20 protein-coding genes are annotated in these 23,800 nt (G+C 62.8%); 10 read left to right on the forward strand and 10 right to left on the reverse strand.

Annotated elements, in window-relative coordinates:
* Positions 1-59: 59 nt before the first annotated feature.
* The 7 genes from hpf to kdsD form a co-directional block, all read right to left on the reverse strand.
* Positions 60-416, reverse strand: a complete 357-nt coding sequence (gene hpf, locus P0D80_RS12570; RefSeq protein ID WP_106282113.1) for a ribosome hibernation-promoting factor, HPF/YfiA family — start codon at positions 414-416, stop codon at positions 60-62.
* Positions 417-586: 170 nt separating this feature from the next.
* A complete protein-coding gene (locus P0D80_RS12575; protein WP_132376117.1) occupies positions 587-2,104 on the reverse strand; it encodes an RNA polymerase factor sigma-54 in 1,518 nt (505 codons plus the stop codon).
* Positions 2,105-2,289: 185 nt separating this feature from the next.
* The gene (lptB, locus tag P0D80_RS12580) at positions 2,290-3,075 is read right to left on the reverse strand and encodes an LPS export ABC transporter ATP-binding protein (protein WP_132376116.1); all 786 of its coding nucleotides are present in this window, start codon (positions 3,073-3,075) and stop codon (positions 2,290-2,292) included.
* A complete protein-coding gene (gene lptA / locus P0D80_RS12585; RefSeq protein WP_132376115.1) occupies positions 3,072-3,743 on the reverse strand; it encodes a lipopolysaccharide transport periplasmic protein LptA in 672 nt (223 codons plus the stop codon). Before lptA ends, lptB begins: the two co-directional genes overlap by 4 nt.
* 20 nt (positions 3,744-3,763) lie before the next feature.
* On the reverse strand, positions 3,764-4,372 hold the full coding sequence (lptC, locus tag P0D80_RS12590) for an LPS export ABC transporter periplasmic protein LptC (protein WP_012431662.1): 609 nt from the start codon (positions 4,370-4,372) through the stop codon (positions 3,764-3,766).
* Positions 4,369-4,929 carry a KdsC family phosphatase gene (locus tag P0D80_RS12595; protein ID WP_408284189.1) on the reverse strand — a complete coding sequence of 187 codons (561 nt, stop codon included), beginning with the start codon at positions 4,927-4,929 and terminating at the stop codon, positions 4,369-4,371. The genes lptC and P0D80_RS12595 overlap by 4 nt, the downstream gene beginning before the upstream one ends.
* Positions 4,929-5,912 (reverse strand): arabinose 5-phosphate isomerase KdsD, encoded by a 984-nt coding sequence (kdsD, locus tag P0D80_RS12600; protein WP_132376113.1) that lies wholly within the window; start codon positions 5,910-5,912, stop codon positions 4,929-4,931. Before kdsD ends, P0D80_RS12595 begins: the two co-directional genes overlap by 1 nt.
* 161 nt (positions 5,913-6,073) lie before the next feature.
* Here kdsD and P0D80_RS12605 point away from each other — a divergent pair, with 161 nt between their 5' ends.
* The 5 genes from P0D80_RS12605 to purU all read left to right on the forward strand — a co-directional run bounded on the left by P0D80_RS12605 (position 6,074) and on the right by purU (position 11,286).
* Positions 6,074-8,077 (forward strand): monovalent cation:proton antiporter family protein, encoded by a 2,004-nt coding sequence (locus tag P0D80_RS12605; RefSeq protein ID WP_132376112.1) that lies wholly within the window; start codon positions 6,074-6,076, stop codon positions 8,075-8,077.
* Between the two features lie 84 nt (positions 8,078-8,161).
* Positions 8,162-8,728: an adenine phosphoribosyltransferase gene (locus P0D80_RS12610; RefSeq protein WP_408178281.1), complete on the forward strand. Its 567-nt coding sequence runs from the start codon at positions 8,162-8,164 to the stop codon at positions 8,726-8,728.
* Between the two features lie 55 nt (positions 8,729-8,783).
* On the forward strand, positions 8,784-9,398 hold the full coding sequence (locus P0D80_RS12615; protein ID WP_408178282.1) for a LysE family translocator: 615 nt from the start codon (positions 8,784-8,786) through the stop codon (positions 9,396-9,398).
* A gap of 69 nt (positions 9,399-9,467) precedes the next feature.
* On the forward strand, positions 9,468-10,316 hold the full coding sequence (locus P0D80_RS12620; RefSeq protein WP_408178283.1) for an NUDIX hydrolase: 849 nt from the start codon (positions 9,468-9,470) through the stop codon (positions 10,314-10,316).
* Positions 10,317-10,416: 100 nt separating this feature from the next.
* Positions 10,417-11,286, forward strand: coding sequence for a formyltetrahydrofolate deformylase (gene purU, locus P0D80_RS12625; RefSeq protein ID WP_132376108.1), 870 nt, complete (start codon positions 10,417-10,419; stop codon positions 11,284-11,286).
* A gap of 77 nt (positions 11,287-11,363) precedes the next feature.
* On the opposite strand, the gene P0D80_RS12630 is transcribed toward purU, so the two are convergent.
* Complete coding sequence (locus tag P0D80_RS12630) at positions 11,364-12,590, reverse strand: PepSY-associated TM helix domain-containing protein (RefSeq protein ID WP_408178284.1); 1,227 nt, start codon at positions 12,588-12,590, stop codon at positions 11,364-11,366.
* A 328-nt stretch (positions 12,591-12,918) separates the two neighbouring features.
* On the opposite strand from P0D80_RS12630, the gene P0D80_RS12635 reads away from it, so the two are divergent.
* Positions 12,919-15,087, forward strand: coding sequence for a TonB-dependent siderophore receptor (locus tag P0D80_RS12635; protein ID WP_408178285.1), 2,169 nt, complete (start codon positions 12,919-12,921; stop codon positions 15,085-15,087).
* Between the two features lie 75 nt (positions 15,088-15,162).
* On the opposite strand, the gene P0D80_RS12640 is transcribed toward P0D80_RS12635, so the two are convergent.
* Together P0D80_RS12640 and uvrA are read right to left on the reverse strand one after the other, a co-directional pair.
* Entirely contained in the window at positions 15,163-16,248 is a 1,086-nt protein-coding gene (locus tag P0D80_RS12640; RefSeq protein ID WP_408178286.1) for an AI-2E family transporter, read from the reverse strand.
* 34 nt (positions 16,249-16,282) lie between these two features.
* Positions 16,283-19,156 (reverse strand): excinuclease ABC subunit UvrA, encoded by a 2,874-nt coding sequence (gene uvrA / locus P0D80_RS12645; protein ID WP_408178287.1) that lies wholly within the window; start codon positions 19,154-19,156, stop codon positions 16,283-16,285.
* A 345-nt stretch (positions 19,157-19,501) separates the two neighbouring features.
* Between uvrA and P0D80_RS12650 the strand changes: the two genes are divergently transcribed.
* The 4 genes from P0D80_RS12650 (at position 19,502) to P0D80_RS12665 (ending at position 23,795) form a co-directional block, all read left to right on the forward strand.
* Entirely contained in the window at positions 19,502-20,689 is a 1,188-nt protein-coding gene (locus P0D80_RS12650; protein ID WP_408284196.1) for an MFS transporter, read from the forward strand.
* Between the two features lie 136 nt (positions 20,690-20,825).
* Entirely contained in the window at positions 20,826-21,365 is a 540-nt protein-coding gene (locus tag P0D80_RS12655) for a single-stranded DNA-binding protein (RefSeq protein ID WP_012431674.1), read from the forward strand.
* Between the two features lie 354 nt (positions 21,366-21,719).
* Entirely contained in the window at positions 21,720-22,220 is a 501-nt protein-coding gene (locus P0D80_RS12660; protein ID WP_132376103.1) for a MaoC family dehydratase, read from the forward strand.
* 168 nt (positions 22,221-22,388) lie between these two features.
* A complete protein-coding gene (locus tag P0D80_RS12665; protein WP_408178290.1) occupies positions 22,389-23,795 on the forward strand; it encodes an MFS transporter in 1,407 nt (468 codons plus the stop codon).
* Positions 23,796-23,800: the final 5 nt, after the last annotated feature.

Consider the following 23,800-nt stretch of genomic DNA (forward strand, 5'->3'; position numbering starts at 1 on the left):
GGGCGGTTTCGCTGGTAAGAGAAAACGAAGATCTATCGAAGAAAACCCTCTAATTTCCCCTATTGCGGCGGCACATCTAGTTGCGGCGCCGGTTGATACTTGATCGCCTCATGCGCATGGCCTTGCAGGCGGTCCTTATGGCGGATGACTTGCCGGTCAAGCTTGTCGATCATCAGATCGATCGCAGCGTACAGGTCGCTGTCACAGCTCTCGACAAAGATGTCCTTGCCCTTGAGATGCAGGTTGATTTCAACCTTTTGACGCTTTTCCTTTTCCTTGTGGTTGTCGACCGAGAGGACCACACTGCCGTCGATTACCTGATCGAAATGTCTTAGCACCCTATCCAGTTTGGTGATCACGTATTCGCGCAACGCAGGCGTTACTTCGAGGTGGTGTCCACTGATCTGCAGATTCATAGTGCTTCTCCAAGCTAATGGCCGCTTGGTCCGCACGATGACGAAGGTCCGGTCGATCTGTCGGCTTGCCTGAGTCGCCCCCCGGTGACTGACTTCTGGCAGGTCGCATCGGCCGGCCTTTCCGCCAACTGCGGAGCGGCCGGTAAATGCCCGCCACGGAAGGCGACGGGCTACAGAGACTTGCGCAGGTTGACTGCCGGGATCTTGAGCGCTTCGCGATACTTCGCAACGGTACGCCGTGCGACCACGAAGCCCTGTTCCGCCAGCAGTTCGGCTATGCGACTGTCTGAAAGAGGAGATTTCGGGTTTTCCGCTCCTATCAGTTGCTTGATGAGCGCACGGATCGCCGTTGAAGACGCCGCGCCGCCCGTGTCAGTCGAAACGTGTGATCCGAAGAAGTACTTAAATTCAAGCGTCCCGAATGGGGTCAGCATGTATTTACCGGTTGTCACACGCGAGACAGTTGACTCGTGTAGGCCCAGCGTATCAGCAATTTCCCGCAAAACCAAGGGGCGCATGGCAATTTCGCCGTGGACAAAAAAGCTCTTCTGGCGTTCCACAATTGCCTGCGCCACGCGCAGAATCGTCTCGAAACGTTGCTGGATATTTTTGATCAGCCAGCGCGCTTCCTGCAGTTGCTGGCGCAACGAACCACTGCCCGGATCGCCCCGGTTATTGCGCAGAATATTCGCGTACAGATGGTTAATCCGCAGCTTCGGCACCACTTCCGGGTTCAGTTCGGCCTGCCAGCCCTGTGCCGTTTTGCGCACCATGATGTCCGGCACGACGTAGTCCGCTTCGGCCTTGCCGTAGGCGGCGCCCGGAAACGGTTCGAGCGAGCGGATCAGCACATGAGCATCGCGCAGATCGTCGTCGTTTGCCTTCAGATGCTTGCGCAGACGCGTGAAATCGCGCGCTGCGAGCAGTTCCAGATGGTGGGCGACGATGTCGAGGGCGAGCGTGCGCGTAGGCGATCCGTCGAGCCGCAACAATTGCAGCTTGAGACATTCCGACGCGGAGCGCGCGCCGACCCCGGCCGGGTCGAAGCTATGCAGCAGCGCCAGCGCGGCGTTCATTTCGTCGAGGTCGACTTCGAGCTCTTCGGGCAGATCGGCCAGCACTTCTTCGAGCGTGGCGGCCAGGTAGCCGTCGTCGTCGAGCGATTCGATCAGGAAGGTGATCAGCGCCCGGTCGCGCTGGCCCGCCTGGGTGACGCGCAATTGCGCCATCAGGTGGTCGCGCAGCGAGGTGCTCGATTCGTGGATTTGCAGCGGCGGCAGGTCGTCGTCGTCCGAGGCATTGCCCGAGCGGCCGTAATCGTCGAGATTCCATTGCGACGCGTCGCCGTTACCGTCGCCGGCCATGCCGTTGTATTCGTCCACGCCCTGCGGCTCGCCGTTCTCGGCGCGCTCGTTGCTGCTGCTGGACGAGGACGACGTATTGCCGCCCATCTGGTCGGGCGGCGCGGAAGAATTGGGCGCCTGGGCGATCAGCGAGCCGTCGGCCGCCACGCGCAACGGGCTCGCGATCCAGTCGTCCTCGTTTTCGAGGAGCGGATTTTGCGAGATCGCCATTGCGACTTCCTGCTGCAATTCGAGCGTAGACAACTGAAGCAGCCGGATGGACTGCTGCAGTTGCGGCGTCAGCGCAAGATGCTGCGATAGGCGGAGTTGGAGGCTGGCTTTCATGGCAAGTTGAGATTCATTGTAGAGAGTTTGCCACGACCGCGATACCTTGCGACATTCGCAATTACGCGTGCGCCTGTTTTAGGCGGCGATGGGCGCGAGACGGCCCAGGTCAAAAAACCGGGTGTGCAGTTGCCGCATAGGGGCCGGCGGGTGCGTGCTTGCACTGCCGGTAATCCCTCATGCGCTTACATGCGGAAATGCTCGCCCAGATAGACGCGCCGCACGCTTTCGTTTTCGATGATTTCGCTCGGCGCGCCGGCGGCCAGCACGCTGCCGTCGCTGATGATGTAGGCGTGATCGCAGATGCCGAGCGTTTCACGCACGTTGTGATCGGTGATCAGCACGCCGATATTGCGCTGCTTCAGAAATTTAACGATCTTCTGAATTTCCAGCACGGCGATCGGATCGACGCCGGCGAACGGTTCGTCGAGCAGAATAAAGCTCGGATTGGTTGCCAACGCCCGGGCGATTTCAACCCGGCGGCGCTCGCCGCCCGACAGCGACAGCGCCGGATTCTCACGCAAGTGCGCAATCTGCAGTTCGTCGAGCAGGGCTTCCGTGCGGCTCGTGATGGTGTCCTTGCTGAGCCGCTTGCCGTTGTCTTCGTGCTGCAATTCCAGTACCGCACGAATGTTTTCTTCGACGCTGAGCTTGCGGAACACCGAAGCTTCCTGCGGCAGATACGACAAACCCAGCGAAGCGCGCTTGTGGATCGGCAGCAGGCTGATCGACTTGCCGTCCAGGTCGATTTCACCCGCGTCGAGCGGCACGAGGCCGACGATCATATAGAACGAGGTGGTCTTGCCCGCGCCGTTGGGGCCGAGCAGACCGACCACTTCGCCGCTTTTCACGTCGAGCGACACGTCTTTGACGACCGTGCGCGAACCGTAACGCTTTTTCAGGTTGCGCACCGCCAGCGAACTGCTGGTGCCGGCCGGCTTGCGATTGGGGAGGGACGCTGAGGTGCTCACTGGTTCGGCGCTCCGGGAATCGTCGTGGACGGCGCGAGCGTGGCCGATGCGCCGTTCAGCGGCGCGGCGCCGCCGTTGCGCGGCGACAGCATGGCGCGCACGCGGCCAGTCGGGTTGCCCGGGCCGGCGACGTCCTTGCCTGCCTTCGCGGTGTAGAAGTCGTTCTGGCCGTCATACGTAATGACGCTGCCGTGCACCTGGTCCATCACCGTGGAGAGGCCTTGCAGGCGCTTCACGGTGGCATTGGTGGTGAGTGTGGTCAGATCCTGCTTGCCGTCGTAGTCGATCCGGATGGCCGTGCCTTCGATGTATTCGTCGAGCCCTTCGCGTTTCTGGCGGAAATACGACAGATTGCCGCCGCTCGAGGTGCCGGTGGCGTACTGATAGCCCTGCGGGTCTTGCGTCACTTCGACACGGTCGGCCTTGATCACGATCGTGCCTTTGGTGGCGACCACATGGCCGGTAAAGATGTTGACCTGCTTGAGGTCGTCGTAAGTCATGTTGTCCGCTTCAATGTTCAGCGGCTTGTCCTTGTCGGCACGATCGGCGTGCGCGAGCGGCGCGAAGCCGGCGAGCGGCAACGCGACGATCAGCGCAGCGAGTCCGGCGCGGCACGCGGACAGGGTGCGCGTGCGGCCGGTATCAAAACGGGGGAACGATTCGTTCATGCAGTCACGCCTGGAATGGATTACCCGGGTTGCTTGGGCGAACTGCCACCTGCTTCGGACGGGGCGATGTTGCCTTTCACGTTACCGAACAGCTGCATCACCCGGGTGACGTTGTTGTAGTTCATGCCGCTGGCAGTCATCACCGACATGCCGCGCTGAAGTTTAACCGGCTTTTCTGTCTCGATCACATCGTCGTTGACCAGCACCCTAAAATGCTGCGAATCCGCTTGCATCTGCGGATCTCCGTAGCCGGGCGCCCGCACGATGCGCGCGTTGTCGTACAGATCGACGATCGACGCGTCGCCGTTCACCTTGCCGGTGTCGCCGGTTGCGGTGACGATAGGCTTGCCGGGCTGGAACGCGCGCATGGCCGGTTTGACCAGGTCGCTCAGCTCGTCGTCTTCGTAATGGATCAGCGACTGGGCGGTCAGCCGGTATTGCGTGGAGCCCGACTGGTCGAGTTCGGAAACCGAGAAGTTGTCGGCGAAGTAGTCCGGCGTGTGCTCCTTGGGACGCACCACGCCTTCGTTCTGCCGGGGCAGGGTGGCTTGCAGCAGCCACCATGTGATACCGGCGAGCGCCGCCATGGCGACCAACGGAATCAGTGAAGTCAGGCGAAACTGATTCATCCGACGAGGCCCCGCTGTTCGCCGCTACAGGCGGCCGCGAGCAGCGCGTCGTACTTGTGCTGCGCGCGCAGCAGGGTGTCGCAGACTTCGCGCGCCGCGCCGTGGCCGCCGCGCGCCTCGCTGACCCAGTGGGCCCGCGCGATCACTTCAGGATGTGAATTGGCCGGCGCCGCCGCGAAGCCGACTTTCAGCATCACGCCGAGATCGACCCAGTCGTCGCCCATGTAGCCGCACTCTTCGGCCGTCATGCCGGTTTGCTGCAACAGGTCCGCGAACGCCTGAGGTTTGTCCTGCACGCCCTGATAGACGTGCGTGATGTTCATTTCCTTCGCCCGCGCCGCCACGATGCCCGACTTGCGCCCGGTGATGATCGCCGTTTCGATGCCGGCCTGGCGCAGCAGCTTCATGCCGTGGCCGTCCATCGAATTGAAGCCCTTCATCGTGTCGCCTTCCGCCGTGAACAGCAGACCGCCGTCGGTCAACACGCCGTCGACGTCGAAAATCATCAGCTTGACGCGGCTTGCGCGTTCGGTCGCGGTGGGAGGAGCGATGGCCATCAGATCACCTTCTTCGAGAACAGGTCGTGCATGTTGAGTGCGCCGATCAGCTTGCCTGCTTCGTCGACGACCAGCATCTGATTGATGCGGTAGCGCTCCATCAGTTCCACGGCTTCGACCGCGAGTTGATCCGGACCGATGGTGCGCGGGCCGGCGGTCATGACCGAGGCGATCGACAGTTCGCGGAAATCGCCGTCGCGTTCGAGTACGCGGCGCAGGTCGCCGTCGGTGAAGATGCCGGTCACGCGGTCGTCGTGATCGACGATCGCGGTCATGCCCATGCGCTTGGCGGTCAACTGGAACAGCGCGTCGCGCACGGTGGCGTCGGGCGTGACCTTCGGGACCTGGTCGCCGGTGCGCATCACGTCGCGTACATAAGTGAGCAGGCGCCGGCCGAGCGCGCCGCCCGGATGCGAGCGCGCGAAGTCGTCGCGGCCGAAGCCACGCGCGTCGAGCACCGCGACCGCGAGCGCGTCGCCGAGCGCGAGCGCGGCGGTGGTGCTGGCGGTCGGCGCAAGATTCATCGGGCAGGCTTCTTTCGACACACCGGAATTCAGGTGCACGTCGGCCAGTTGTGCGAGACTCGAAGACGGACGGCCCGTCATAGCGATCAGCTTCGCGCCGAGCCGCTTGATGAGCGGCAGGATCGCCACGAGTTCTTCGGTTTCACCGGAATTGGACAGCGCGAGGAACACGTCGTCGGCGGTGACCATGCCGAGGTCGCCATGACTGGCTTCCGCGGGATGCACGAAGAACGCCGGCGTGCCGGTGCTGGCGAGCGTGGCCGCGAGCTTGCGGGCCACATGGCCGGATTTGCCGATGCCGGAAACGACCACGCGCCCACGGCAACCCAGGATGAAGTCGACCGCCCCGACGAAACCATCGTCGAGTTGATCGCGAAGCGCGCGCACGGCGTCCGCTTCGATGTCGAGCACGTCGCGAGCGAGCGCGAGTGCCCGGTCGCCATTGATTTTCGCTATCATTCGCGAAGTATAGCAAAGGCGCTTGTTCGCCGCGCCGGGCCTGCTGTGCCAAGCCGCTGCCTCTATCGCTGCCTTTACCGGCCCCTCAACCTTGTCGCACGGCGTTTCGCGTGCGCGGTTCCGCTGACGAACGAGGACGCTTTGCCGATGCGTTTTTGCCGATGATTTCCCCCCTCGAAATGACGCTGTTCCTGCTGCTGGCATCGGTAGCGGGCGTGGTGGTCTTTCGCTTTCTGAATCTTCCGCCGATGCTCGGCTATCTGACGGTGGGCATCGTCGTCGGTCCGCATGCGTTCGGTCTGATTCCCGACTCGGCGGGCGCGCAGAACCTCGCCGAGTTCGGCGTAGTGTTCCTGATGTTTTCGATCGGGCTGGAGTTTTCGCTCGCCAAGCTGCGCTCCATGCGCCGGCTCGTGTTCGGCCTCGGCCTGTTGCAGGTGATCGGCACCATCGCGGTGGCGGTCACGCTCGGCTTCGTGCTGGAGCGCTGGGTGCACATCAGGTGGCAAGCGAGCGTGGCGCTGGGCGGCGCGCTTGCCATGTCGTCGACGGCGATCGTCAGCAAGATGCTGGCGGAGCGGCTCGAGATCGAGACCGAGCATGGCCGCAATATCTTCGGCGTGCTGCTGTTTCAGGATCTGGCGGTGGTGCCGCTGCTCATCGTCATCGCTGCGCTGGGCGGCAACTCCGAAGATCTCGTCAGCGCGCTCGGCGTGGCGGCCATCAAGATCGTCGTGGCTCTGTCACTGCTCTTGATCGTGGGCCAGCGCTTCATGACGCGCTGGTTCAACGTGGTGGCGCGCCGCCGTTCGCAGGAACTGTTCATTCTCAATCTGTTGCTGGTGACGCTGGGTTGCGCGTTCATCACGGACAAGTTCGGCTTGTCGCTCGCGCTCGGCGCGTTCATCGCCGGCATGTTGATCGCCGAGACGCCTTATCGGCATCAGGTGGAAGAGGACATCAAGCCGTTTCGCGACGTGCTGCTCGGGCTCTTCTTCATCACCACCGGCATGCTGCTCAATCCGCGGGTGATCTGGGAGCATCCGCTGATCGTGCTCGGCTTTCTGATCGGGCCGATTCTGCTGAAGGCGGTCATGGTGACGGGCCTTTCGCGGCTGTTCGGTGCGTCGCCGGGCGTCGCGATGCGCACCGGTATCGGCCTCGCGCAAGCGGGCGAGTTTGGCTTCGTGCTGCTGAATCTGATTCTCGACAAGCATCTCGTCGACGCCACCATGCTGCAGGCGATTCTCGCGGCCATGCTGCTGTCGATGCTGGCCGCGCCGTTCATGATCCAGAACGCGGACCGGATCGTGCTGCGGCTGTCGTCGACTGAATGGATGATGCAGTCGTTGCAGATGACGCGTATCGCCACGCAGAGTCTCAAGCAAAGCGGCCACGTGATCATTTGCGGTTACGGTCGTGCAGGACAGAACCTGGCGCGCATGCTGGAGCACGAGGGCTTGTCGTATGTCGCGCTCGACCTGGATCCCGACCGTGTCGCGGCAGCTGCGGCGGCGGGCGAATCGGTCGTGTTCGGCGATGCCGGGCGGCGCGAGTCGCTGCTTGCCGCCGGTATCCATCGCGCGGCCACGATTGCGATCACGTATGCGAATACGCCGTCGGCATTGCGCGTGCTGCACAACATTCACGAACTGGAACCGACGCTGCCGGTGATCGTTCGTACCGTCGACGACGCCGATCTGGAAAAGCTGCTGGCCGCGGGCGCGACCGAGGTGATTCCGGAAATCGTCGAAGGCAGTCTGATGCTCGCCTCGCACACGCTCGTGGTGATGGGCGTGCCGATGCGGCGCGTGGTGCGCCGGGTCGAGGAAATGCGCGATGAACGCTACGCCCTTCTACGCGGCTATTTCCACGGCGCCGACGACGTGGACGACGACGACGGCCACGAACAGGTGCGGCTACAATCGGTGCCGGTCGACGAAAGTGCGGACGCGGTGGGCCGTACCCTCGCGGAACTCGGTCTGTTCGATCTGGGTGTCGAAGTGACGGCGATTCGCCGGCACGGCATTCGCGGCGTGGAGCCGGACCCGTCCACCAAGCTGCGCGCGAGCGACATCGTAGTGCTGCGCGGTCTGCCCGAACAGTTGGCGGAGGCCGAGGAACGGCTCTCGAAGCATCGGCGCGCGGGCGCCGCCGCGGCCTGACGCCTGCTCCTGGCAAGGTTCGCCTGCCGGGCCGCCGCTAGTTGAGTTTTTCATCGGACCTGTCGAGGTCCATCCGGAGACATCATGTCCAACGCGCTTGCGAGCGCGCCGCTCGATGCGGCCGATTACATCAAAAACCACATTCGCACGGTACCCGACTGGCCGCAGCCCGGCGTGCAGTTTCGCGATATCACGCCGCTCCTGCAGGAGCCGAGGTCGCTGCGCGTCCTGATCGATCTGTTCGTGCAACGGTATATCGACGCCAAGCTCGACTACATTGCCGGGCTGGACGCGCGCGGTTTCATCATCGGGCCGATTCTCGCGTATGAACTGAACCTCGGCTTCATTCCGATCCGCAAGGCGGGCAAGCTGCCCTACAAGCGGGTCTCGCAATCGTACGAGCTCGAATACGGCACCGCGACCGTCGAAATTCATGAGGACGCCTGCAGGCCGGGCGACCGCGTCGTGATCATCGACGATCTGATTGCGACTGGTGGCACGATGATGGCGGGCAAGATTCTGCTCGAGCGCCTCGGCGCGGTCGTGGTGGAAGGCGCGGCGATCATCGATCTGCCCGAACTCGGCGGCTCGAAGCTGCTGCGCGAGGGCGGCCTCGCACTCTATACGGTGACGGGATTCGACGGTCACTGATCAGTCGCAGCCAAGCCGCTATGAACTACTTTCCGGTCACAAGAAGGTAAGAACGATGCCCAACTTCCTGCTGTTTCTCGCCACCTCGATTGCTATCACCATGGCGCCCGGCCCGGACAATCTGCAAGTGCTCGCGCGCGGTATCTCGCAGGGCCGCGCGGCGGGGCTCGTCGCCGCGCTCGGTTTTGCAGCCGGCATCACGTTTCACACGACGTTGGCCGCGCTCGGCGTGGCCGCGTTGCTGCGCTCCTCGCCGGTTGCCTTTGAAGTCATCAAACTTGCCGGCGCCGCGTATCTGATCTGGATCGGCATCAAGGCACTGCGCAGCCAGGGTCTCGCGACCGCGCACGAACGCGCGCCGCAGCCGTTGATGGCGGTGTTTCGTCAGAGCGTGCTCGGCAATCTGCTGAACCCGAAGGTGACGTTGTTCTTCGTCGTATTCCTGCCGCAGTTCGTGCAGCCGCACGGCACGCAAAACGTCACGCTGCAAATGCTCGAACTCGGCGTGCTGTTCATGCTGCAGACGGTGGTGGTGTTTTCGCTGTTCGGCGTGTGCGCGGGGATGATCGGCGGTTGGCTGAAGCGCCGGCCGCGCGTCGGCGTGTGGCTTGATCGCCTGGCCGGTGCCACGTTCATCGCAATCGGGATTCGCGTCGCGTTGCGTGATTGATTGGATTGGGTCGATAAGACGCTCGGCGCTCATCGGCAGCGACCGCAGACAGTTAGCTTGGAGCTTTAAATGACTTTGCCTTGCATCACCGCCGCGCGCCGCTTCGACGTGCAGGCGCATGTGCCGTTCTGGATCGACGCCGAACAGGTCGGCTGGATCCGCGCGAGCGATGTGCCGCTGCTCGCGCGCTGGCCCGATGTGTTCGCGATCGACCGCGCCCGTGTGACGCTCGCGCCCACGTTCAATACCGTGGATTTACGCAGCGCGGCGCTCGGTTCCGTGATCGGCGCACTTGCCGCCGAAGGCCGCATTCCGGGCTGGCGCAACGAGACCTACGCGATCCGTAATGCGTTCGACGCGCCGCCGCTTGCGTATATCGAACGCGCGGCGTCGCGCTTCTTCGGCACGATGACCTACGCGGTGCATCTGAACGGCGTCGTAGAATACGAGGATAGCGCCCCGCAATTGTGGATCGCGCGCCGCAGCGACACCAAGGCGACCGACCCGGGCATGCTCGACAACGTGGTCGCGGGCGGCATCGGCTGGGGCTTCGGCGTCGAGGCAACGATCATCAAGGAATGCTGGGAAGAAGCCGGCATTCCCGAGGAGATCGCCGCGCGTTCTGTGGCGGGCCGCACCGCGCATGTGCTGCAATCGTTGCCGGAAGGCACGCAGGCCGAACAGATTTTCATCTACGACCTTGCGCTGCCGGCCGATTTCGCGCCGCGCAATCAGGACGGCGAAGTGGGTGAACACCGGCTCGCGCGCATCGACGAAGCGGCGCGCTGGATCGAGGAGGGCGCAATGACCGTCGACGCGAGCCTGGCCACGCTGGATTGCCTGCTGCGCCGCCGCTGGATCGATGAAGACGCGTGCGCCGGCATCGAGGACTTGTTCGTGCCGCCGGTATTCGCCTGAGCGCCGCATCGGTGCGCGCGCAACGACCATGCCGAAACACGCTTCACCGAACCAGACACACCGAACAAACCACGCATTGAAGAAGGGAGTCACCCAGGTCATGTCGACCGATCACAGCTTTATCCTCAAACTGTCGTGCGCCGACCGGCCCGGCATCGTTCACGCCGTGTCGGGGTTTCTATTCGAGCGTGGCAGCAACATTCTCGACTCCGCGCAGTTCGGCGACAGCCGCACCGGCGAGTTCTTCATGCGCGTGCATTTCCAGCAGGTGGGCGGCGATCCGGGTCTGGAGGCGCTGCGCACGTCGTTCTCGGCGCTCGCCGAGCAGTTCGGCATGCGCTGGGAGTTGCACGATGCGTCGGTGAAGCCGCGTGTCGTGATCATGGTGTCGAAGATCGGCCATTGCCTGAACGATCTGCTGTTCCGCTACCGCACCGGCCAGCTGGGTATCGAGATTCCGGCGATCATCTCGAACCACAAGGAGTTCTACCAACTCGCCGCCAGCTACGACATTCCGTTCCATCATTTCCCGCTGATGGGCGCCACGCCCGACGCGAAGGCCGCGCAGGAAGCGCGCGTGCTCGAAGTGATCGACGAACATCAGGCCGACCTGGTGGTGCTCGCGCGCTACATGCAGATTCTGTCGCCGAAGCTGTGCGAAGCGCTGGCTGGCCGCGCGATCAACATTCACCACTCGTTCCTGCCGAGCTTCAAGGGCGCGAAGCCGTATTACCAGGCGTTCGACCGCGGCGTGAAGCTGATCGGCGCGACCGCCCATTACGTGACGACGGATCTCGACGAAGGTCCGATCATCGAACAGGAAGTGGAGCGCGTGGACCACAGCATGACGCCGGAGCAGCTCACGGCGATCGGCCGCGATGTCGAGTGCGTGACGCTGGCGCGTGCGGTGAAGTGGCACGTGGAGCATCGCGTCGTGTTGAACGGCAGCAAGACGGTGGTGTTTCGCTGAGAGCCGTTGCTAGCAGGCTTGGGCAGTAGAAGGCGGTGGCCGGATGATCCCGGCGCCGCCTTTTTGTTTATTTGAGTCTATGAGCGCGCTGCGGACTGGCCCGCGTCGCGCGCCACATTGGCGTTTTGCGCCGAACGGCGGCGCGCGTTCAGCTTCTTCAGCCAGATCAGCAGCCCCGTGGCGCTCAGCACGGCGACCGCGATGCCGACTGCGCTGATCAGAATCCGTCCGCCGAGACCGAGGATGCGTCCCGAGTGCAGAGGGAATTGCACCTGCACGAAGATGTCGCCCGCCGTGCCCTTGCCGGGAATCTGCGCGCCGAGTTGCTTGCCGGTGGCCGCGTCCCAATACATCCACGGATTGCCGAGGCCGAGATCGCCGTGATCATTGCCGGTCGCGTAGAAACCGACGCCGTACGCATGCAGGAATTCCGCGTAGTAGATGCCGCCTGGCGCGACGCTGAGGTTTTGCGCCTTGCCGGCCTGCTCGGCCAGTTGCACGATGCGCTCGCGGCTCAACACTTTGTCGCCGGGTTGCGCGGCGCGCAGGATTTCAGGGTTGTTGATCGGATCCGGCGTGAGCTTCGAGAACAGCGACACGATTGGGCGCACCACTGGCGCTGACAGATTCATCGACACCGACGTCAGCGCGACGATCATCAGCAAGCCCCAGATCCACACGCCGCCCGAGCGGTGCAAATCGAAAGTGAGCGCATAGCCGCCGCGCCCGAGGCGGAACGCGAACGACTTGCGCCACGCCTTGACGCTCGGAAACGAGAGCCACAGCGCGATCACGCTGTCGAACAGCCAGATGATGCCGACGATCCCCATCAACCACGTGCCGATATCGACGCCGCCCGTAAACGGCAGTTGCAGCGTGTAGTGGAGCTTGTAGATGAACGGGATCAGATTGAGCCGCGCGAGCGAGACGACGCCCCATTCGCGGCGTCCCTGGATCTCGCCGGTGGCGGGATCGACGGCGATCTGATTGAAATCGAGCGGGTAGGGCTTCTGCGTGGCCGGGTTGGTCCGCGGCAGCACCATCATTTGCAGCGTATGGCCAGGCTCGGCCGCCAGCGGCAGATACGTCACCTGGAGACGCGGATCGGCGGCTTCCACGCGGCGCGCCAACTCGAGGCCCGACAGTGCCGGGCCGGCGGTGCGGGCTTTGAAGAAAGATGGATTCAGCGCCGCATCGAGCTCATGGTCCCACGCGATGATCGCGCCAGTCAGACCGGCGACGAACAGAAACAGCGCCGTGGCGACACCGAACCAGCGGTGCAGACGGACGAACTGGCGCCTCATGGGCGAGCCGTCGCGACGGAGCAGGACTTCGAAAGGGGTGTCACGACAGAGGCTTGGTGCAAATGGGAATTGTTCGCATCTTAAGGAATCATGCCACGCGCTGCAAGTTTGTCGTAAATGTGGCGTGGCTCGACAACAGCCGCCTGCTTGCACGCGGCCCTGAGAGCACCATTCAGCAAGGGTTTCAGCCAACATGGCTGCAGCCTGTGCGACAAAATGTCGCATATCGAAGCTTACAATTAGCATAAATCTTCGGCATCATCGCGCCATTGTCGAATGGGAATCATTCTCATTTGGTGGGGAAAAACAAAAACTGCGGAATCAGGCGATGAGCGTAAGAAACGGGGTAGAAGAGCCGAAGAAAAAACTGACGATGCGGCCGCTGCATGTGGCGGTGTGTCTGACGCTGGCATCGAGCCACGCGGCATGGGCACAGCAGGCGTCGGCCACGGCAGCGTCGACGGATAACAGCGAAAAAGCGCTGCCGGCCGTCAAGGTCACGGCGGCGCAAGACACCGCAAAGCATCTGAAGGAAGACGTGAGCAGCGGCGCGCTCGGCACACGATCGCAACTCGACACGCCGTTCTCGACCACCGTGGTCACGAGTGAAGAGCTGCAGGATCGCCAGCCAACCAAGCTCGGCGATGTATTCGCCACCGATGCCTCCGTCTCCGACAACGGCAACGCCTACAACGCATGGGCCACGTATCTGACGGTGCGCGGCATGCAGCTCGACTGGCAGTCGGGCTTCAAGATCGACGGCATGCCGTTTAACAGCTACGGCGTCACGATGCCGTACGAGCAACTCGAGAAAGTGGAATTGCTCAAGGGATTGACCGGTTTCATGTACGGCTTTGGCGCGCCGGGCGGCGTGGTCAACTACGTGACGAAAAAGCCGCCGGTCTCGACGACGCCCGTGCGCAGCGTCGACATCGGCTATTACACCGACGGCGTATGGACCGAGCATGCGGATCTCGGCGGCCGGGTCGGTCCGAACGGTATGTTCGGCTATCGCCTGAACGCCACGCACGAGGAAGGCAAGACTTATAACGACGGCAACGTGCGGCGCGACTCGGTGTCGGTCGCACTCGATGCGCGCATCACGCGAGACCTCAAGGCCACGTTCGGCGCGTTGTATCAGGAGCGCCATTCGAGCGGTATCACCGGCGCGATCTCGACGGCGGAATATCCGGGCACCGTCTTGCCGCATACGATGAGCGGCGGCACCAGCAACCTTTCCGGTCCCGACCAGCATCTGAACACGAACGTCCAACTCTATACCGCGGGCGTGCAGTACAACCTGAGCCCGGACTGGACGCTGAACGCGACCTACAGCTACAGCAAAAGCTCGCGCGATCGCAACGAAAGCACCTACTATCTGCAGAACAGCGCCGGCGATTACACCGACAGCCGCTTCGCCGGCAAGGAAGGGCATCAGTTGAGCTTGTGGCAGGTGTCGGCGGAAGGCAGCGTGAAGACGGGGCCGTTGCAGCACCATCTCGTGATCGGCGCGGCGTATCAGCGTCAAACGAACGACTACGGCGCGAACAGCTTCTTCGGCCAGATCGGCACCGGCAACCTCTACCAGCCGAACACCAATACGTTCTACAGCGCGTCGAACTACTCGACCTACCGCGACAGCGACATCACGCAAAAAGCGTTGTTCGCGAACGATACGATCCAGTTGACGCAGCGCTGGTCGGTACTCGGCGGCGTGCGCTACACGAATTACGAGCAGCACGGCTACTCGACCACCGGCGCGACCACCTCGACCTATAGCCAGAACGGCGTCGTGACGCCGACGGTGGCGCTGATGTTCAAGCTCGCGCCGACCACGACGCTCTACACGAGCTACGTTGAGTCGCTGGAAGCAGGCACCGTGGTCGGCGACACCTACGCGAACCGCGGCGAACTCCTCAAGCCGTTGCGCAGCAAGCAGTACGAAGTCGGGATCAAGAGCGAGCATGAGCGCTGGAGCGCGACGGCCGCGCTGTTCCGGATCGAGCGCGGCTCGGCCTACGCGAATAGCGCTAACGTCTACACGCAGGACGGCGAGTCGATCTTCCAGGGCGTGGAGTTCGGCGGCGATGTTCGTCTGGGCGCAAGTTGGAACGTCGGTGGCGATCTCATGTGGATCAACACGAAGTACGAGAAGGGCTCGGCCAATAACGGCAATCGCGTGGCCGGCGCGCCGCAGTTCGTCGTAGCGGGCCATGCGACGTACTCGGTGCCGTATGTGCCGGGGCTGCGCATCGGCGCCGACGCGAAGTTCACGGGCAACACCAACGTGCGCCCGTCCGGCAATCTGGATACGCCGGGCTACATGCTGGTCAATCTCGGCGCGAGCTATGCGACGCGCATAGGCGGCTACGATGTGACGTTCCGCGCGGCGATCGACAACCTGCTCAATCGCCGCTACTGGGAGTACCAATACGCGGACTATGTGACGCCGGGCGACCCGCGCACGTTGTCACTGAATGCGCGCATCGACTTCTGAGCATGAAAAAAGCGGCACCGAAAGTGCCGCTTTTTCTTACCCGCCGACCCGCGTTCCAGACCGCTCGCCGCAGCCTCAAACCAACCGCAAGTAAATCAGTTCGCGCTTGATGTACGCATAAAAAATCGGCGCCGCGATCACGCCGGGAAGACCGAACGCGGCTTCCATGATGAGCATGGCGATCAGCAATTCCCACGCGCGCGCCTCGATCTGTCCGCCGACGATGCGCGCGTTCAGGAAGTACTCGAGCTTGTGAATCAGGATCAGGAACACGAGCGACATGACCGCCGCCGGAAAGCTCACCGAGAGCGCCACCGCGACGATGATCGTGTTCGAGATCAGATTGCCGATCACCGGCAGCAAGCCGACGATAAACGTGACCAGCACCAGCGTCTTCGACAACGGCAGTGTGTCGTGGAAGATCGGCAGGACCACCAGCAGGAAGATACCGGTGAAGACCGCGTTGATCGCGGAAATTTTCACCTGGGCGAACACGATGCGGCGAAACGCATCGGCGAAACGTGTCACGCGTGTGACGAACGCCGTGGACAGCGGCAACCGCTGCATATGCTTTTGCGCGCCGACCGCGATGATCGCGCCGATGATCATGCCGATCAGGATATGCGTGAACGCGCGCGCCGCGGTCTTGCCGCTTTGCTGCAGCATGTTGGCGTGCGTCTGCATCAGTTCCGCCGCCTTGGTCTTCATCTGTTCGGTGTCGACCGGCAGATAGTTGGCGACAAATTGCGGAATCCGGCCGCGCGCCTGGTCGATCAGCTGCATGGCCTGGTCGAGCAGCTTCTGCACGCTCGGCACGTCGTTCTCGAAATGCTCGATGATACCGAGCGTGAGCCCCGTCAGCGCGCCCACGATCACCGTAGCCAGGATCACCACCGCGAGCCAGCGCGCCCGCTTGCTCGACATGTGGCGCTCGATGCGCGGCGCGATCGTGTGGACCAGTTGGAACACCAGCAGCCCGGCGAGCAACGCGCCGAGCAGACGAAGTTCGATGACCGCCCACATGCCGAACAGCATCACGATATAACTGCCGATTTCGACCGCCGACAGCTTCGGCAGGCTCATGTCGCTCGTCAGCCTGACCGGGCGTGGGCGTAGGTCCTGCACTTGCCCGTCGTCGCGCGCCTGATTCCGCTTGGCCATGGCTTATTCCGTCTCCAACCTGAGTTGTGCAGCGTTACTTTTTACTGGCCGCGCGTTTCAGCAGAGGCGCCAGGTACTTACCGGTAAAACTTGCCTTTGACTTCGCCACCTGCTCCGGCGTGCCCTGGGCAATGATCTGCCCGCCGCCGGCCCCGCCCTCAGGACCCAGGTCGATGACCCAGTCCGCAGTCTTAATTACATCGAGATTATGCTCGATGATCACGACGGTATTACCCTGGTCGCGTAATCGATGAATCACTTCGAGCAACAAAGCGATGTCATGAAAATGTAGGCCGGTGGTCGGCTCGTCAAGTATGTATAGCGTGCGACCCGTGTCACGCTTGCTCAGTTCCAAAGATAGTTTGACGCGCTGTGCCTCGCCGCCCGACAGCGTGGTGGCCGACTGACCCAGGCGGATATAGCCTAGACCCACGTCCAGCAAGGTTTTCAGCTTGCGCGCGACGACCGGCACCGGCTTGAAGAACTCGTAGGCGTTCTCCACCGTCATGTCGAGCACTTCGCTGATGTTCTTGCCTTTGTACTGCACGTCAAGCGTTTCGCGGTTGTAGCGCTTGCCGTGACAGACGTCACACGGCACGTACACGTCCGGCAAGAAGTGCATCTCGACCTTCAGTACGCCGTCGCCCTGGCAGGATTCGCAGCGTCCGCCCTTCACGTTGAACGAGAAGCGGCCGGCTTCGTAGCCGCGCTCTTTGGCCGCGGGCACGCCCGCGAACAGTTCGCGGATCGGCGTGAAGAGCCCCGTGTAGGTGGCCGGGTTCGAGCGCGGCGTGCGGCCGATCGGCGACTGGTCGACGTTGATGACCTTGTCGAAGTGCTCGAGGCCCTCGATCGATTCGTACGGCGCCGGCTCCGTAGCCGAGCCATACAGGTGATGCGCGACCGCATGGTAAAGCGTGTCGTTGATGAGCGTGGACTTGCCCGAGCCGGACACGCCGGTCACGCAGGTGAGCAAGCCGACCGGCAAGTCCAGCGACACATGCTGCAGATTGTTGCCATACGCCTCGACGATACGCAGGCGCTTTTCGTCGGGCTCCTTGCGTTCGTCCGGGAACTCGATGTTGCGCGCGCCGGACATGTACTGCCCGGTCATCGACGCCGCGTTCGCCTGCACCTGCTTGGGCGTGCCCTCGGCGATCACCATGCCGCCGTGTTCGCCCGCGCCCGGCCCCATGTCGACCACGTAGTCGGCCATGCGGATCATGTCTTCGTCGTGTTCGACGACGATCACCGAGTTGCCGAGGTCGCGCAGATGCTTGAGCGTGGCGATTAGCCGGTCGTTATCGCGCTGATGCAGGCCGATGGACGGTTCGTCCAGCACGTACATCACGCCGGTCAGGCCCGAGCCGATCTGCGACGCGAGGCGAATCCGCTGCGCCTCACCGCCTGACAGCGTCTCCGCGCTGCGTTCGAGCGACAGGTAATCAAGCCCGACGTTATTCAGGAACATCAGCCGCGCGACGATTTCCTTGACCACCTTGTCGGCGATCTCGCGCTTCGAGCCTTCCAGGCGCAGGGTCTGGAAATAGCCGAGCGCGTCGCGCAGCGGCCAGCCGCTGATTTCGAAGATGCCGCGCGCGTCGCCATCCGCGCCGATCCGCACGAAGCGCGCTTCGCGGCGCAGCCGCGTGCCGGCGCAGGCCGGGCAGGGCTGGTTGTTCTGATACTTGGCCAGCTCTTCGCGCACCGCGACCGAATCGGTCTCGCGGTAACGCCGCTCCAGATTCGGGATGATCCCTTCGAATACATGCTCGCGCACCGAAGTGCGGCCACGTTCGTTGATGTACGAGAACGGGATCTCCTGCTTGCCCGAACCGAACAGCAGGATCTTGCGCACTTTCTCCGGCAAATCTTCGACCGCTGTGTCGATGTCGAACTCGTAGAACGCCGCGAGACTCTGCAGCATCTGGAAGTAGAACTGGTTGCGCCGGTCCCAGCCCTTCACCGCGCCCGCCGCGAGCGACAGCGAAGGATGCGCGACCACCCGCTTCGGATCGAAGAAAGTGATCTGGCCGAGGCCATCGCATTCCGGGCATGCGCCCATCGGATTGTTGAACGAGAAAAGACGCGGCTCCAGTTCCTGCAGCGAGTACGAGCAGATCGGGCAGGCGAACTTCGAGCTGAACAGATGCTCCTTGTCCGTGTCCATTTCGAGCGCGATCGCGCGGCCGTCGGCGAGACGCAGTGCCGTTTCGAACGATTCGGCGAGACGCTGCTTCATGTCGGGGCGCACTTTCAGGCGGTCCACGACCACGTCGATGGTGTGCTTGTCGTTCTTCTTCAGTTTCGGCAGCGAGTCGACTTCATAAATCTTCGCCACGCCTTCATTGGCGGTGCCGCCGCCCGAGCGCACGCGGAAACGGATAAAGCCTTGCGCCTGCATTTCCTCGAACAGTTCGACGTGTTCGCCTTTGCGGTTCGCCACGACGGGCGCGAGGATCATCAGCTTGGTTTCTTCCGGCAGCGCGAGCGCCGCGTCGACCATCTGCGAGACGCTTTGCGCTTCCAGCGGAATTTCGTGATCCGGACAGTAAGGCGTGCCGACCCGCGCGAACAAGAGTCGCAGGTAGTCGTGAATCTCGGTGACGGTGCCAACCGTGGAGCGCGGATTGTGCGAGGTCGCTTTCTGTTCGATCGAGATTGCCGGCGACAGGCCTTCAATCAGATCGACGTCCGGCTTTTCCATCAATTGCAGGAACTGGCGTGCGTAGGCGGAGAGACTTTCGACGTAGCGCCGTTGTCCTTCCGCATAGAGCGTGTCGAACGCCAGCGACGATTTGCCCGAGCCTGAAAGGCCCGTGATGACGACGAGCTTGTGACGGGGTAGGTCGAGATTGACGTTCTTCAGGTTGTGGGTGCGAGCCCCACGAATACGGATTTGTTCCACGGATTTATTCCATGAACTGGCGGAAAGAGGAAGAGGCTAAACCTGCTACTATAACGACTTTTCAAGACCGCCGTTACGGCTTCCTGACAGCCTGAAGAGGCGTTGAGGCGAGCTGTAAGGCAGCGGTCCAGCGCTGCGGGGAAGAGGTCTAACTGGGGCCGTTTTCCGCGAGTACAAGGCAACCGCAAGGCACCGCGAGGCGCCAGCGGGCATGCAGTAAGGCCGTCGGCTCGAACGCCGCGCCGCTGCGAGCCCGCCGTCTTGCGGTAAGCCGCGCGGTCGTGGCCGCTCCGCTGCTGTGTCCGCCCGCGGTGTGCCGCCCAGCTCAATCAACGAACGCTCCCGATGTCCAATCCGTCTGCCACCTCCTCACGCATGAGCGCGCCTGAACTGCGCGCGACCGTGTCGCTTGCCGCGATCTTCGCGCTGCGCATGCTCGGTCTCTTCATGATCATGCCGGTGTTCTCGATCTACGCGAAGACCATCCCCGGCGGCGATAACGTGCTGCTGGTGGGGATCGCGCTCGGAGCGTACGGCGTGACGCAATCCATGCTGTACATCTTTTATGGCTGGGTCTCCGACAAGGTCGGACGCAAACCGGTCATTGCGACCGGTCTGCTGATTTTCGCGCTCGGCAGCTTCGTGGCGGCGGGCGCGCACGACATGACGTGGATCATCGTCGGGCGGGTGATTCAGGGCATGGGCGCGGTGTCGTCGGCGGTGATCGCGTTTATCGCCGACCTGACTGCCGAGGAACATCGCACCAAGGCGATGGCGATGGTGGGCGGCAGCATCGGCGTGTCGTTCGCGGTGGCGATTGTCGGTGCGCCTATCGTGTTCCACTGGGTCGGCATGAGCGGGCTGTTTACGCTCGTCGGCATCTTCTCGATTCTGGCGATCGGCGTGGTGCTGTGGATCGTGCCCGATGCGCCGAAGCCGGTGCACGTGCGCGCGCCGTTCGCCGAAGTGCTGCACAACGTCGAACTGCTGCGTCTTAACTTCGGCGTGCTGGTGCTGCATGCCACGCAAACCGCGTTGTTCCTCGTCGTGCCGCGCATTCTCGAAGCCGGCGGCCTGCCGGTCGCGTCGCACTGGAAAGTGTATTTGCCGGTCATGGGCCTCTCGTTCGTGATGATGGTGCCCGCGATCATCGCCGCCGAAAAGCGCGGCAAAATGAAGATCGTGCTGCTGTCCGCGATTGGTCTTATCCTGATCGGACAGTTGTTATTGGGCGTCGCTCCGCATACGATTCTGAGTGTGGCGGCGATTCTTTTTGTGTACTTTTTGGGCTTCAATATTCTTGAGGCCTCGCAGCCTTCGCTGGTGTCGAAACTGGCGCCCGGCACCCGCAAGGGCGCGGCCGCCGGCGTGTACAACACCACGCAATCGATCGGTCTTGCGCTGGGCGGAGTGGTCGGCGGTTGGCTGCTGAAAGTGGATGGTCAGAGCGCTGTCTTTTTTACGTGTTCGGGGCTCGTCTTGTGCTGGCTTATAATCGCCGCACAGATGAAACAGCCGCCGCGCAAAGCGTAATACGGCGCATCCCGAACACACCCAGAACTCACCCGGCGGCGGGCAGAGGCGCAGTTCCGGTCTCGGGCCTGCCGGCCCTGAAACGCGAAAACGTGTATTGCCGCGCCGCCCGTAACGGAATCAACAGGAGAAACTCATGGCATCCGTGAACAAGGTCATTCTCGTCGGCAATCTCGGAGCCGACCCGGAAGTCCGTTATCTTCCGAGCGGCGACGCAGTGGCGAACATCCGCCTTGCAACGACGGATCGGTACAAGGACAAGGCGTCCGGCGAAATGAAGGAAGCGACCGAATGGCACCGCGTGTCGTTCTTCGGCCGCCTCGCGGAAATCGTGTCCGAATATCTGAAGAAGGGCTCGTCGGTCTACCTGGAAGGGCGCATCCGCACCCGTAAGTGGCAGGCGCAAGACGGCACCGACCGTTACTCGACGGAAATCGTCGCCGAGCAGATGCAGATGCTGGGTGGCCGTGGCGGTTCGATGGGTGGCGGTGGCGACGAAGGCGGCTACAGCCGTGGCGAACCGTCGGAGCGCAGCGGCGGTGGCGGTGGTGGCGGCCGCGCGGTGTCGGGCGGTGGTGCGCGTGGTGGCAGCGGTGGTGGCGGTGGTGGTGCAAGCCGTCCGAGCGCGCCGGCCGGCGGCGGGTTCGATGAGATGGATGACGATATTCCGTTCTAAATCATCCGCACTCGCACCGAATCGATGCAAAAAAACCCCGCTCAACCAGCGGGGTTTTTTATTGGCGCATCCATAAGACAGTTCAGCCGACAACACGTCGCGCCCCACCCATGACCACGGGCCAGGGATAAACCTGGTCATGAGTCCTGGCGTGCCTCAGCGGCGCATTTGCCGCCAATCATCGGCCTTTCCAGGAATGTCGCCTTGACATTCACCCGTCCGCCGACAATACTCGAATCACACTTTGTACGGACAAAGTAACAAAGACCGATAAGTCACTCGGAAACCGCAACCAAGTTGCATGGGACCAGAGTAAGGCGCGAAAGCGCCAACTCTGGTCGACAGGAGACAGGCATGGAGTCCGACGTCGCAGTCAAAACGCGCATTCGCGCCAGCTACGGCCGCTACCTCGAAGATTTTCAGGTGGGCGATATCTACGAACACCGGCCAGGGCGCACTATTACCGAAGCCGACAACATCCACTTCTCGCTGCTGACGATGAATTTCCATCCGATGCACTGCGACGCCGCCTACGCGGCCAAAAGCGAGTTCGGCCGCCTGCTCGTCAATAGCGGTCTGACGGTGGCCGTGGTGCTGGGTCTTTCGGTGAACGACGTCAGCGGCAAGGCCATCGCCAATCTCGGCTGGAAAGAGATTCGTCTGACCGGCCCGGTGTTTTGCGGCGATACGATCTATGCGGAATCCGAAGTGCTGGAAAAGCGTGAGTCGAAGTCGCGTCCGGGGCAGGGCATCGTCACCGTGCAAACCCGCGCGTTCAAGCAGGACGGCACGCCGATCATGGATTTCGTGCGCAGCGCGCTGGTGCCGGCACGCGGGCACGGCGTCGGCGATTGATTGACGCGTTGTCCGGCGCAAACCGCCGCATGTCCGGGGCGAACGCCCGCACAGTCTGAGAACGACAAGCAGCAAAACAGCGCCCACCTGCCGGCAAGAGCAGCCAGCGCGCGGATTCCGGCGACGCCCGAACAGGCGTCACGATGCGGCGAGCGTTAGCGCGGCCGCATGCACACCAAGGAGACAAAGGTGGCTATCGGTATCGTCAACTCGGGCGCGCGACTCGATCGCCTGCCCATCGCGTCCTTTCACTGGAAGGTTCTCGGGCTCATCAGCGCGGGCGCCTTTCTCGACGCCTTCGACATCTATCTCGCCGCCGGCGCGCTCGGCGCGATGGTGAAAGCGGGCTTCTCGGATCTGAAGCTGAACGCGCTATTCATCTCGGTGACGTTTCTCGGCATGCTGATCGGCGCGGGGTTTGCCGGCTATCTCGGCGACCGCTTCGGCCGCCGCTCGTCGTACCAGACCAACCTGCTGATCTTCGGCCTCGCGTCGATTGCCGCGTGCTTCGTGCCGAACATGATGTGGCTGATCGTGCTGCGGCTGATCATGGGCGTCGGCCTCGGCGCCGAACTGGTGGTCGCGGCGGGCACCCTGTGCGAGTTCATCCCGCCCGCATCGCGCGGACGCTGGACCGCTCTGCTCGCGCTCATCATCAATTCCGGTTTGCTGGTCTCGACGGCGGTGGGCTACGTCGTGATTCCGCATCTGGGCTGGCGCTATATGTTCGCGATTGCCGGCGTCGGCGCGATCATCGTGTGGGTGCTGCGGCACCGGATGCCGGAGTCGCCACGCTGGCTCGAATCGGTCGGACGCAGCGAAGAAGCCGAGGCCACTGTCGCCGCCATCGAGCACGAGGTCCAGCGTCAGAAAGGTCCGTTGCCGCCGGTCGAACGCACCGAAAGTCTCGAAGTGCCGAAAGCGCCGTTCTCCGCCCTGTTTTCACAGGCCATGCTCGGCCGCACGCTGGTCGCCATTCTCACGGCGGTCGCCGTGAATATTTCGGTGTACGGCTTTGTTGCGTGGCTGCCGACCTTCTTCGTCAAGGAAGGTCTCACCATCGTGCAATCGCTCGGCTTCACGACGCTGATGGCGTTCGGCGCGCCGGGCGGCGCACTGGTCGGCTTCTTCTGCGCGGACCGCATCGGCCGGGCGCGTGGTCTCGTGATTTTCGCGATCGCCACGATCGTGGTCGGCTTCATCTATCCGAACATGCATGCGGGCTGGGCGATCAGCAGCGTCGGCTTCGTGTTGATCACGTGCATTTACACGGTCACCACGCTCGGTCTGTTTGCCTACATCCCCGAACTCTTTCCGACTGAACTACGTCTGCGCGGCACCGGCACGGCAGGTGTATGTGGCCGTGCTGCCTCGATGACCACGCCGTATCTCGCGGTGCTGCTCTACAACTCGTTCGGCGTGTCCGGCGTGCTGGCCATGGTGAGCGGCGTCCTCGCATTGCTGGTGTTCGGCATTCTGCTGCTGCGTGTGGAAACCAATCAGCATGCGCTCGAGCGGATCTCGCCGAGCCTCGACACCAACTCTGATTCGCTACCCGCTACCCAGCAAGGTTAAAAACC

The sequence above is a fragment of the Paraburkholderia sp. RL17-373-BIF-A genome (assembly GCF_046030175.1).
Lineage (GTDB): Bacteria > Pseudomonadota > Gammaproteobacteria > Burkholderiales > Burkholderiaceae > Paraburkholderia.